This is a genomic window from Sphingobacterium bovisgrunnientis, from assembly GCF_009829085.1.
In the GTDB taxonomy this organism is placed as follows: domain Bacteria; phylum Bacteroidota; class Bacteroidia; order Sphingobacteriales; family Sphingobacteriaceae; genus Sphingobacterium; species Sphingobacterium bovisgrunnientis.
On the sequence record NZ_WUQY01000002.1, the window covers coordinates 67576 to 81209 of the forward strand.

8 protein-coding genes are annotated in these 13634 nt (G+C 35.2%); 2 read left to right on the forward strand and 6 right to left on the reverse strand.

Features of this window, described 5'->3' with window-relative positions:
• Nucleotides 1-14: 14 nt before the first annotated feature.
• The 4 genes from GOQ16_RS01655 to GOQ16_RS01670 all read right to left on the reverse strand — a co-directional run bounded on the left by GOQ16_RS01655 (nt 15) and on the right by GOQ16_RS01670 (nt 6122).
• Complete coding sequence (locus GOQ16_RS01655; protein WP_160067273.1) at nt 15-1415, reverse strand: DUF5009 domain-containing protein; 1401 nt, start codon at nt 1413-1415, stop codon at nt 15-17.
• Between the two features lie 74 nt (nt 1416-1489).
• The gene (locus tag GOQ16_RS01660) at nt 1490-2683 is read right to left on the reverse strand and encodes a copper amine oxidase (RefSeq protein ID WP_160067275.1); all 1194 of its coding nucleotides are present in this window, start codon (nt 2681-2683) and stop codon (nt 1490-1492) included.
• Nucleotides 2684-2757: 74 nt separating this feature from the next.
• The gene (locus GOQ16_RS01665; RefSeq protein WP_160067277.1) at nt 2758-4611 is read right to left on the reverse strand and encodes an FAD-dependent oxidoreductase; all 1854 of its coding nucleotides are present in this window, start codon (nt 4609-4611) and stop codon (nt 2758-2760) included.
• A gap of 215 nt (nt 4612-4826) precedes the next feature.
• Nucleotides 4827-6122: an MFS transporter gene (locus tag GOQ16_RS01670; protein WP_240140944.1), complete on the reverse strand. Its 1296-nt coding sequence runs from the start codon at nt 6120-6122 to the stop codon at nt 4827-4829.
• A 213-nt stretch (nt 6123-6335) separates the two neighbouring features.
• Between GOQ16_RS01670 and GOQ16_RS01675 the strand changes: the two genes are divergently transcribed.
• Complete coding sequence (locus tag GOQ16_RS01675) at nt 6336-7565, forward strand: ROK family transcriptional regulator (RefSeq protein ID WP_160067279.1); 1230 nt, start codon at nt 6336-6338, stop codon at nt 7563-7565.
• Here GOQ16_RS01675 and GOQ16_RS01680 read toward each other — a convergent pair.
• Nucleotides 7562-8803 (reverse strand): hypothetical protein, encoded by a 1242-nt coding sequence (locus tag GOQ16_RS01680; protein ID WP_160067281.1) that lies wholly within the window; start codon nt 8801-8803, stop codon nt 7562-7564. The genes GOQ16_RS01675 and GOQ16_RS01680 overlap by 4 nt on opposite strands.
• 101 nt (nt 8804-8904) lie before the next feature.
• Between GOQ16_RS01680 and GOQ16_RS01685 the strand changes: the two genes are divergently transcribed.
• The gene (locus tag GOQ16_RS01685) at nt 8905-10575 is read left to right on the forward strand and encodes a glutamine--tRNA ligase/YqeY domain fusion protein (RefSeq protein WP_160067283.1); all 1671 of its coding nucleotides are present in this window, start codon (nt 8905-8907) and stop codon (nt 10573-10575) included.
• A 43-nt stretch (nt 10576-10618) separates the two neighbouring features.
• On the opposite strand, the gene GOQ16_RS01690 is transcribed toward GOQ16_RS01685, so the two are convergent.
• Complete coding sequence (locus tag GOQ16_RS01690) at nt 10619-13609, reverse strand: glycosyltransferase family 117 protein (protein ID WP_160067285.1); 2991 nt, start codon at nt 13607-13609, stop codon at nt 10619-10621.
• Between the last annotated feature and the right edge of the window lie 25 nt (nt 13610-13634).

Sequence of the window (13634 nt, forward strand, 5' to 3'; positions counted from 1 at the left end):
AAATTGGTTTGTTATTAAGACCTCCAAAACCACTTTTTATTCGTAGCAATATTGGTAATTAGTATCATCAAAAACATAAAAACGCCAGCACGGATCAAACCTAAATAAGGACTTGAAGCAGCGATATTATCTAACAAAGGAAGGATTTGTAATAATCCCAACATTGGGGTAACACAGAATGCAGTCACACAATAGGCAATCATCGGATTTTGACCACATTTCACCAAGGAACTAATCAGTATATTTTGTGAATGCATTTTAGTCAAATAGTCGCAAGTCACATAAAAAATAAATGCTAATCCGCTTGTCATAAACCAATAGGAAAAAGATGAAGGGTCTTTCTTAATTCCACCTTCCAAAGGTTCGAAAAACAATCCTAGCGTAGAAAAAACAAGGCCACAGCCAATTAGAATTTTGTAAAATGTAACTTGACCTTTTTTTTCACGTGAAAAATAAACAAAGTATAAAACGACAAACAAAAAATGCCCTGCGATATTAAATGATAAATCACGCGTATAAAGTGTGACTATATGAAATAACAAAAATCCAAAACATACCAAAGCTATTAAACCTGCTTCGCGAACCTCATTGGAAGCATATAACTTATTAGTGTCAGCTTTGTACTTTAAAACTAAGTCCCCCAAAATCGAGCCTGGTAAAACAATACACAAATACTTTAAAAATGCAAAGTTGTAGAACCAATGCAATTCAGGAGAGAAATTCCAAATATGTGCTGTCCAACTTCGCTCTATATTATGAGTGAAATACACACCCATAAAGGCTACCATTATGGCAATTCGTAAATAAATATTGGAAGCAGACAAAAGCCAAAATAACGACCCAAAAACAGCCATATTGGCCAGTACAAGAATAATTATATTGTTTTTGCTTTTACTAAATTCATTTCCTAAAATATCACTATGGTAATATGTGAAAACTGTTACGAGAGTAAAACCTAATAATTGTATACCGTACCTTATCAAAACAGAACCTTCAAATCGCATAAAGATTAGAAAGAAACTGCCAAATGTTGCTAATGAAGTAAGGTAGTTCAACCAAGGAGGCCCTGTTAAATTATTAGGTGTGAGATAAGCTAATGCAATAGCAAAAAACACCAATAACATGCCTCTTCTTAAAATTCCTGTGAATAGGTTAAGATATTCTCCTTTCTCCAGTTTGGCACGTAACGAAAATGGAAACGCTGCGCCCATAGCAAACAAAAAGAAGGGAAAAACTAAATCCACCCATGTAATTCCTGGATTATTTGCATTAAAAACAAAATCTGGAGGTCCCACCTGAGCATGATACATCCAACCTGGAAATTGCGCAGTCCAAGGAATGACAGCAGCGAGCACCATACCAAATATGGCTATACCTCGCATAAAATCAATACTCAAATTTCTGTATTTCGTCATTGCTTGAATCGCAAATTCAACTTTGATAAAAAAGATGCTTCCTTCTTAAAAGAAAGGGAGCTATCTACTATAAATTATAATTTAATAGGAATTAAAACTAAAGGAGTTGGTAAACATGACGCTCCTGGAGGAGAATAGATGAATTCAATTTCCTGAATTTCTTTTGTAGGATCTGGTTTATAAATTTCAACTAATATTGCTTCAGGAGCAGCTTTAGTTACCAAAACATCAGACGGTAGCTGTCTTACAACACTTTTTCCATCAGCAGTTTTTAAATCCATTGTCAACCCCATTCCACCACACCACTTGTTGTCAGCGGATCTTGAGTTCCATGTCACAAGAGCTAGACCTTTACCATCTGTACTTTTCCACTTTAATTTAGTGTGGTACATTACACCATAATTTCCCGCATTTTGTGCAAAATCTTTATTCTCACCTACTGTGCCAGTAACCCAAGGATCTGATTCACCATCAGCAATAACCAATTGCGTCACGCCATTCGCAGTACTGATAGTATCGGCAGAAGAAATTTTATAATTAGACACTCCAAAAATACCACGACCTGCATTTTCATGACTATTAGGAATTACAGTTTTTATTTGTGCATAAGCCTCTGGACCAGACTTCTCAGGAGAAGTCTGTAGAATACTAATCTGACCTGGTTGATCAACGACAAACTCGTAAAAACCATGAACTAATTCATCATAACTAACAATATTCTTTTCCAATTGCGGATCTATAGCAATTACTTCACCCGGCTGAATATATCTTACATCATTTTCAACATTAGAATTAAAGAAATCCTCAAGTCCTTTTTTACCTATTGCAAAATAATTCAATGAAGGCTTCTGAGAAGAATACTTTAGCATACGCAAAGTCATTTTCTCTTTACCCGTATTTTTAATTACTGCTGTAATTTTAGTCTTAATTTGTTGTGGCTCTTTGATTCCATTTACATTGTAAACATACAATCGTACTGCACCAGGAGCTACATTTTCTTGCATCGCAATGGCATTATTTTGACGAATGTATTCTGGATCATCTGATATCAGGAATTGTGGCCCAGGCAACACTTCCTTCGTATATTTCACTTCAGGGTATGCTGTTGTTAAAAACTCATCTAAAACAACGATATTTCCTACTTTAGCCTTTTTGATAGCTTGCTCAACTTTTCCTAAAACTTTGGGGTTGTTAAAATCTTGCGCATTCAATGTTGATGTAAAACTTAACAACGCCGCAAATGCAGCATAACCAAATATTTTTTTCATTTTAATTAGATTTTGTGAGTCGTTCTAGACATTATTTTATAATCCAGAACAAGTCATAATTAGATTATATATATTTATTTTAGATTTCCTGAGTGATCAATATCTTTTTCAAATAAGCGTAAATGTGCATCCAATATCACGGATAAATAACGACGATTAATTCTTGAATCTTCGTCTTTTAATATATCCAACTTATTTGTAGCTAATATGTTGTTCAAATCAACAAGACTAATTTCCTTTTTGATTTCTTTCAATATATCTTGTAATCCCTGCACACTAAGAGGTTTGCCTGAAGCTGTCCACACACTATTCAATTCGGGATAATACAAACGCAATCCCTCCATCAACTCATATTCGCTTATCTCACGCTCTGGGTAAAACCAAGTTTGATTAGCCCATTTGTATGGCACACCAACAGCTTTTAATACACCGGTTGCACCGATTTTATGCAATGTCTTAAATTGTGGGTCTGTAGGAGGAACATCAAAGTATGGCATGATATAAGCCTTGTGATCTAAGAGCGTAGACTGTACATCACGTATTGCGACTTCAGCTGGTTTTTTATTTTGTTTTACAGCTAAAGCTGCCAAAACACCTGATGCTTGACCGATTCCCAAAACTACAGGTTGCAAACGTGTAGCGCCATTAACTATGTTTGTAGCACCGATACTTTTCTCAGCAACGATTAAGCCGTCATAATCCTTTGGTAACAATACCCCCAAAGGCACATTGTAAGAAGGAACACGAATTTTCACAAAATCGATTTCTGGTGCATTTCCATATTTATAGTGATGATGATCAATAGGATAATCGCCCACAATCACTCCCGCACGATAATATTTCTCTGGAGTATCATACGGCGTCGTAATATGTTGAAGAGCAAATAATGATTTACCGACTACACGTCTAGATTCTCTATGATAAGGAATCATAGGAAAGCCATCCTTTGTTGGGTATTGATCGTAGTCTATCCCCAAATTCTTAAATCCCAACTCATTTTGTATATAATAAACAAAGCGCAAAGTCATCTGCTTTGCATCTTCCAAAGCTTTCACGCGCTCCTCTGGCGACATCTCGACTATATTAAGATAAATGTCATTCCCTTTTTTAGGCCAATTGATCATAAATCTATTATTAGGCAATCTGCCATAAGTCAACATCTTGAAACAATCATTGTTATCTTGATTAAATGTTGCAGGATCAGACACATCACAACAGCCAGCAAATTCTTCTTTAGTATAATTTTTCGGCTTCTTAATTGTTTTATCTGCCTTAGGTCCAAAATCTCTTAACGTGATTACATACGTCAAATCTTGCACAATATCGTTTGCTTGATCCAAAGCAAAAGGCTCCTTAGTCAACTCTTTGCTGTCCATCCCCAAATAATAAGGAACTTTCAGCGAAGCCATTACATCACCTAATTCTGTTGCATCTATTAATACTTTACCTTCAACAGTTTGTAAATTATTATTAGCATCTACATAAGATATAGACCAACCATTAGTTTTTTTTTCTGCAGATTTCCAAATGGTTTCATGCAAAACTTTAATATTAGGCTCTGCTGCGACCATTTTTTTAAGAATTTGATTACCTACCTGAGGTTCAAACAAAGTATTACTAACCCATCCCGTTTCTACTTCTTTTGGACCTCCATAATACGCATACAAATGCCCTCTGAATTCTCCCCACAAACCTGATGGCATATTATGATTTCCATCTATCGCCGCAACGCCTGCAGACGTCAACATTCCTCCAAGCCAAGTGGTCTCTTCTAAAACAATTGATTTTACTCCCAACCTAGAAGCTTGAATTGCAGCCATTGTTCCGCTAGCTCCACCACCAACTATGATTACTTCAGTTTTCAACTGAGCAATAGTCGTGTCCAACATCCCTACAATTAAACTGATTAATACTAAAAATCTACGCATTGTCTCTGGTTCAAAAAATTAAAGTTAGTCATATACCAAATTTCAAAATCAATATGTATTCATACAATCAATATATTTTCAGAATTTTTACTTTTTGGTAATTAATGCTAAATAATAAAATTATATTCAAAAATGCAATATATATTTTAAATAAAATTAAAAATAAGGTTTGTGTAAAAAAATCCAGAAATATCTTAATAAGAAATATAAATTAATCAAGAGTCTAAACTTTCATCTGTAGAATCATTTGATTTTCGCAAAGGAACTAACCATGTAACCAAAAATGCTGGTATAGTCGATATCAAAACCCAAATAAAAAACACCTTATAACCCATGTAATCACTCAAAACACCACTCAACATAGAAGGCAACATAAACCCTAAATTTATCAAACCACTACCAAACGCATAATGAGCCATTTTATATTTACCCGGTGCAATATTTTGCATTGTAAAAAGAATTATGCCAACAAACCCAAAACCATAACCGAAATACTCGACTATTACAGCTGTAGCTATTACAACCAAATTAGTCGGAACAAAAATTGCCAAGAATGCATACGCAGCAAATGGAATATTAAAGCAAGCACATAACGTAAGCAAAGTTTTACGAGTTAATCCCTTTTTAGCCACATAGTTCCCAGCCAAGATAGATCCTAAAACAAATGCAATTGCACCAAAAACACCATATAAAAGACCTATCTCAGAAGTACTTAATCCAAGTCCACCTTCAGAACGGTCGGCTTTAAAAAACAAAGGAATAATTTTGATAGCCTGTCCTTCAGCAAAACGATAAAACACTACAAATAGCAAACTATACCAAATATTTTTTTTCTGAAAAAACGTGATAATAACATCCTTAAGGGTCGCAAAACCTTCTTTTAGTGAAGTAGTTTTTGCCTCTTCTTGTGAATTAGGCAAAGCCCTCGAATTATATATACCCAAACCAACCATTAGGAAACCGTAACAAAACATTACGACCATCCACGCGTTACTAATACCTATTCTTTGTTCCAATTCACCGGCCAAGTAGACTAATACACCACCAGAAAATACTTTAGCTATGTTATAAAAAGCGCCTTGCCAGCCAACGTATTTAGCTTGATTCTTCTCATCTAACTCATTTAAATACACCCCATCAGCAGCAGTATCATGCGTAGAAGCACTTAAAGCAATTATGGTCAAAATAGCGATTGAGAAGCTAAAGAATTGATCCAACTGTAGCGTAAGACCTACTAAGCCAAACAATAAGCCTGTGAATATTTGCGTTACATATACAAAAAATTTTTTGGTCTTGTACAATTCTAAAAATGGCCCCCAAAATGGTTTTAATGTCCACGGTAGCATAATTAAAGATGTCCAAAAAGCAATTTGTGCATCCGATACACCTAAATTTTTGTACATGATCGAACTTGCTCCTGATAGAGCCACAAATGGCAATCCCATAGCAAACCAAGTGGTAGGAATCCACGATATTGGATGGATAGATTTTTTAGAGTTTACGTTTTTCACGGCTTAGTTGTTAGTTTTAATAATGATTTTGTTACCCAAATTAGGTTTTCAACTAAAAATAATTTAGATTTACTCTAAATTAGCTTTTAGCTACAAAAACTTTTCAATTATATTTAAAAAAAATCAATTACTAAAATTATATTATTAAATATTTTTACAAATAAAATCAACATAATCAAATTTGATTAAATAAACATTTAGCTAATAAGTTATATGACTTCTAACTTTTTTAAAGATATTCACGAGGCTAATAAAAATGGAGTAGCCTATAAAAATATACGACTAAAGAAAAAAATACTAGCCTATTTTGCTACAAACGAAACGGCTACAATTGCGGAATTAAGCAAGGAATTTAACATAAGTATTCCAAAAATTAACGAGTGTGTTAGCGAACTTATTGCTGACGAGTTGGTAAAAGATTACGGGAAAACAACCTCAGCTGTTGGTCGTAAACCTAACACCTACGGATTGGTAGCGAATTCAGCATACTTCATTGGTGTACAAGTTGGTATCGATAATTTAAGTATTTCGATGATTAACATGAAAAAAGATATTGTCTCTAAAAAAGATAACATCCCTTACATACTAGAGAATAACGAAGAATCTTTACTAGACATCTGTAAAGAAATAAATGAATTCATTGCTAAACACAATATTGTAAAGGAAAAGATATTGGGTATAGGAATTAATCTATCGGGTCGTATTAATTACAGGACTGGATATTCCTACTCATACTTCAACTTTTACGAAGACCCACTTTCTAAATTATTCGAAGAAAATATCGGAATTCCAACGTTCTTAGAAAACGACACAAAAGCTCTGTCCTATGCTGAATTTAGTAGTGGGATTCTTTCGGAAGAAAAAGACGCCTTATTTGTAAATGTGGATAATGGAATCGGATTGGGCATTATGATAGACGGTAAGTTATACTATGGCAAATCGGGATTCTCTGGAGAATTTGGTCACATTTCTATCTTTGATAATGATATCATTTGTAAATGTGGTAAAAAAGGATGTTTAGAAACTGAAGCTTCAGGTTATGCATTAATACGCCGCGTAATAGACCAAATTAATGACGGTGCTACAAGTAGTTTGACTAAAAAGTTCAAAAGACTTGAAGATATAAAGCTTAATGATATCATTGCTGCAGCAAAAAAAGACGACAACTTATGTATCGAAGCAATAAATTATATCGGTGATAAGCTTGGACGAGGAATAGCTTCTTTAATAAACATCTTCAATCCTGAATTAATCATAATTGGAGGAGTTGTAGCGAAATCTGAGGAATACTTAAGCTTGCCATTAAAAAATGCGGTGAACAAATACTCCCTATCAACCGTAAACAGAGACACCAAAATTATTTTATCATCTAAGAATGATAATTTGGCTTCATATGGAGCATGTTTGTTATTGAGAGACAGATTACTAAATGTAACTGACTAACGATAAATAGTAGCCCCATCCTGGCTCACTTTTTTCACAGAAGGCGAAGCATACAAATCGAATAAAACAGCAAATTCATATCTGGAAATAACCTTTGAGGGATCATAATCTCCCTTGAAGGTTAATTCCTTATTCCATTTTTTTTTCACTTCTACATCCAGTTCTTCTCCTCGAAATGCTGTAAATTTTATCAAATTCAACGCATCATGAACGGTAAGAAATTCTGGATTATTATCTACAAACCACAGTTGGGCTCTCGAATAAAACTGATTAATAAATGGCTTAATATCTGAAACTCGTACCGAATCAGCTAAATCAAACACAGGTTTATCATTAAGATTTCTTAACGGTAATATTCCAGCCAAGTATGTCCTTTGTAAAGAAATGAAATTTCTATCCACTACACTTACATCTCTAGTAGGCAATAATCTAGCTCTATACATTAAAAGTTCATTTTGCAGCGTACGCAAATCAATTTTTTCTGATGTGGTTTTGAAAAAAGCACAATACCCTGCGATTGCTCCCATGGCCTGTGCATAACTTATTCTGAAAGATTTCGATACATCTTTTGTAAAATTCATCAAATTAGCGACAAAAAAATTATCCTTTTGTGTCAATAAATCTGAAAGTGTAGAAGCATAGACTTTCTCTCCAAAATCACCAACCATTACCACAGCACGTGAATCTGCAATACTCAAATCATTTGCATTTCTATATTTGAATGCAGGAATATCCTTCAAATTAGCTTTTTGTAATAATAAATTACCTGTACTAGCATCAAGAATAGTTACTACATCATATTTCTTCTTATTGGACAATGTAATAGACCAATTTTTTCCACGCTTCATCTGCACAACATCTGCATCTGCTATGGTAGATAAAAGCAAATTATCTGCTGTCAACACATTATAAGATTGACGCTTGTCATTTTGCTGAAATAATTTTATTGTGTCTGTAGCAACTGATTCGCTTTTTTTAAATTGAAGCTTAACACCACCATCAAGCAAATTTGAACTTGTTTCTTCAACAATCTCCTTTTTATCCAAATCAAAGGTATAGCCTTGGGGATTGACCCAAAGTGTAGGAACACCTGAAGCAGCTGATTGCAATGCTGCAACATAAGCCTCCAAAGTACTCCCATAAATCAATATTTTCGGCTTTGGGGATCTTGCAAAAAGAAATAATGGTAGACTGCAGATTAACAAAAACCAATATCTATAGACTTGTTGAAATTTCATATTCTAATTTATAAAACAATTTTAGATTTATTACCGCCCAAGCCCATATATTTTAAAAGCAACATTCCTATATTTAGCAATATATAAGTAACTTTGCACTTATGATAGAGGAAGAAAAATCATTAAATTTTATTGAAGAAATCATCGAAGAAGATCTTCGAACTGGAAAACATGATGGTCGTGTATTGACAAGATTTCCTCCTGAGCCAAATGGCTACCTTCATATTGGCCATGCCAAATCCATCTGTCTTAACTTCGGATTGGCGCAAAAATACAATGGCAAAACAAACCTTCGTTTTGATGACACAAATCCTGTGACAGAAGATACAGAATATGTGGAAAGCATCAAAAAAGATATTCAATGGTTGGGATTCCAGTGGGCTGAAGAATTATATACTTCGGATTATTTCGAAACATTATATGCATACGCTGTCAAACTCATCGAAAATGGCTTAGCCTATGTTGATGATAGTACAGCTGAAGAAATTGCGGCAGCGAAAGGTACGCCTACAGAACCTGGCGTTCCTACACCAAATCGCAGCAGATCTATCGAAGAGAATTTGCAACTTTTCCAAGAAATGCGCGAGGGTAAATATCCAGATGGTGCTAAAGTATTACGTGCAAAAATTGATTTGGCAAATCCAAATATGCACATGCGCGATCCTATTATCTACCGCATCAAGCACGCACATCATCACCGTACTGGAAATAGTTGGTGTATATACCCCATGTATGATTTCGCACATGGACAATCGGATTCTATTGAGAAAATTACACATTCGGTGTGTACATTAGAATTTATTCCGCACCGTGCTTTGTACGATTGGTTGATTGAGCAATTGGAAATATTCCCTTCTAAACAATATGAATTCGCACGCCTAAACATGACTTATACAGTGATGAGCAAGCGTAAGTTGTTACAATTGGTAAATGAAGGTCACGTAGAAAGTTGGGATGACCCACGTATGCCTACGATTTCAGGATTGCGTCGTCGCGGCTACACACCAGCAAGTATTCGCAATTTTGCGGAGCGTATCGGTGTGCAAAAACGTGAAAACATGATAGACGTAAGCTTGTTGGAATTCTGCATCCGCGAGGATTTGAACAAAACAGCTTGGCGTAGAATGGCGGTATTAGATCCTATTAAGTTAATTATAACAAACTATCCTGACGGAAAAGTTGAGGAATTAATAGGTGAAAATAATCCAGAAGTAGAAGGCGGCGAGGGCTCGCGTGTTATTCCATTCACAAAAGAATTGTGGATAGAACGTGATGACTTCATGGAAAATGCCCCTAAGAAATTCTTCCGTCTTGGACCTGGTCTTTCTGTACGTTTGAAGCATGGTTACATCGTGGAATGCCATGATTTCAAAAAAGATGAAAACGGAAATGTCACAGAAGTTCATTGTAATTATATACCGAATTCAAAATCAGGTGAAGATACTTCGGGCTTGAAAGTAAAAGGAACAATTCACTGGGTTTCTACAGCACACGCTAAAGAAGCTGAAGTACGTCTGTACGATCGTCTTTTTCAAGTAGAAAATCCTGCTGCAGAAGAAGATTTCAAAGCATCATTGAATCCAAACAGCTTGACGATTATTCCAAAAGCGTATATCGAACCTGATTTAGCAAATGCTATTCCAGGCAAAGGCTATCAATTTATCCGTTTAGGATATTTCAATTTGGATACTAAATCCACACCAGAAAATTTAGTCTTCAACAGAACAGTAACTTTGAAAGACTCTTGGGCTAAAGAAGTCAAAAAAGGATAATATATACAAAGAAGGAGGTCAATAACCTCCTTCTTTGTATTACTTAATTCTTCAAATATCGTTCTTCCATTCTGCTCACCTGCGCAATTAACTGTTTATCACCTAATGCAGCGACAATTTCTTTATAGCGCTTCAAGGAATCTAAAGCTGTGTTTACTTCCATACGATCAAATGCAGTCAACTTGTCTGCTTTTCCAACAAGATAATTCAAGTTCGACTCAATATAATCTATATCACGTGTAGCTAACTTTTGTGCCTTTTCTGTTTCCCTTACCTTAATCAGTGTGTCCACGACAACAGCATTTGAATGAACATATTTTATATCAACAATTTGTTTTGGCATATGATTCACCGCTAACAAAGCGATTTCCTTAGCTTCTTGGATTCGATTTTCTGTTATAAGTGTATCCAAAGCAACATTTAAAGTCTGATCAAACAAGTAGCTTTGCACAAATCGGCGATAATCTATATCATAATGCTTTAGATTAGAAATAGACCCGTACACATACTTGGATTTAACATTCCGAAACAATGTATCTGTGTTTACCAAAGATATTTCATCTTGAGGTTGACCTTTTTCAATAGGCATCAGACGATAAACTAACCCTTCATTTACCAAATATTTATCCAATCCAATAAAATTCTCACTTCCTAACATATTGGCAAAATATATGGGTCTTTCCCAATTATTATTCAGAATGATGGACAACATACTTAATTCTGCTTTGGTAACATAAGGTTTATTGTAACTCCATTTCATTACATCAGCTATATTATTTTCCCAAGATTTTGGAACGACCTTATTATGCAACACAGAATCTTTATCTATCACCATTTGAATATTTTTGGTTGGTAAAACATTCACATATTTGCCGTTAGACATTGGCAATTGATTATTCGGATTGTCCGAAAGCATCACTTGAATCAGCGTATCCAAGTCTACGTATCCATCTACTTGCATATCATAATAATGAATTACATCACGAACACCCCTTTTAATCTTTTCAGGATCAATGTTGATTGGAGCAGCTTTGGCCGAATTGATGTCTTGCATCGCCTGCTTGACATACCAATCCGATTGCAAGTAACTCAAATTAACGATACGTACATCTATTCGTACACCTTCTACTTCTTGTAAATACCATAACGGAAAGGTATCGTTATCTGCATACGTGAAGAGTATAGCATTGGGCTCACACGATTCTAAATAATTATATGCCAGGTCGCGCGTCCAAGTACGATCGGAGCGATCATGATCATCCCAATTTTGATACGCTAAAATCCCAGGACCAGCTACAAATACGAGCAATACAGAAACGCTAGCGACTACTTTATTCGCATATATCCGTCGAAAGATATCTAAAACAGCGATTGCTCCAAGCCCAATCCAAACGCTGAACATGTAGAAAGATCCTGCATAGGCATAATCTCTTTCACGCGGTTGCATTGGAGTTTGATTTAAGTATATCACAATCGCCAACCCCGTAAAAAAGAACAATAAACCAACAACTAACGCATCACGCTTACTCCGTTTGTATTGCCATATTAAACCCGCGATTCCAAGTAAAAAAGGAAGAAAGAAATAGGTATTTCTAGAGACATTGCCCAAAGAATTTACTATTGTCTCATCCCCTAGCCTTTGATTATCTATAGCCGAGATTCCCGAAATCCAATTGCCATGAATGGCGCTACCATGACTGTGTTCATCATTTTGCCGTCCCACAAAATTCCACAAGAAATAACGCACATACATATGATTAACTTGGTAGGTAAAAAAGAACTTCAGGTTATCCCACATGGAAGGATTTACACCTTGCTCCAAACCGGTATAATACGAATAAAAATGAGCCTTATCGGCATTCCATAATCGTGGAAACAGCATTTCTTTATCGTATGTATATTTACCTCTTGCATCGATTTTACTGTATTTGTCAGTATCTTTTCTATAAGTATGTGCTTCTTGAAAATCTATAATTTTAGAATTATACGTAGGTCCTTTGAGTAATGGTTCTGTTTCATATTGTTCACGGCTCAAATACCCAAGAAAAGAAAAAGCATTATCAGGAGAATTATTATTTAACGAAATATTCGTTTGAGAACGAATCAATAACATCGTATAGGAACTAAAGCCAAACAGTACAAAACACAGCGACAAAACTGCCAATTGCAAAATAGCCTTATTCTTTTTCCACGAATAATAAAGTCCGAAAATCAAGGAAGATACTAACAGTAGTAGAAAAAATACAATCCCAGATCCGAAATTCAATCCTAAACTATTCACGAAGAATAAATCAAAATAAGCCGCCAGTTTTACGCTATACTGTATCACACCCCACAGTATAAAAGCTAAAATTCCTACGCCAATCCCCAAAGTTTTGAAAACACCTTTAGGAGTAATCTTCTCAGCTTTCTTAAAATAAACAACCAAGGCTAAGGCAGGAATGGTAAGCAAATTCAATAAATGTACTCCGATGGATAATCCCATCACAAATGCAATGACCAAAATCCATTTATTCGCATCATCTTGGTCAGATCTTTTTTCCCATTTCAATATCAACCAAAATACCACAGCCGTACACAAAGATGACATCGCATACACCTCACTCTCTAATGCTGAATACCAAAAAGAATCTGTGAAAGCATAAGCTAAAGAACCTACTACGCCAGCTCCAAAGATTTTTAAAAGATCAAAAGACTCAATTTTTAATACATCCTTGATTAAAATTTTGCGTGCTAAAGCTGTAATCGTCCAAAATAAAAATGTAATAGTCAAACCACTACATACCGCAGAACCTACATTCATCCAAAACGCAATTCTACTCACATCTCCTGCTGCCAAGTTGCTAAACAGATTTTGAATCATTAGAAATAAAGGCGCTCCGGGCTGATGTACAACCTCTAACTTATAAGCTGACGCAATAAATTCTCCCGTATCCCACCAACTGTTGAATCGATCGGTAGTAAGCACATATACGATCGTCGCAATTGCACCACATAGCCACCCCAGAAGATTGTTGATTTTTGTGTAATTCATAATAGTTTTTTTAAGGCTTTTGGAA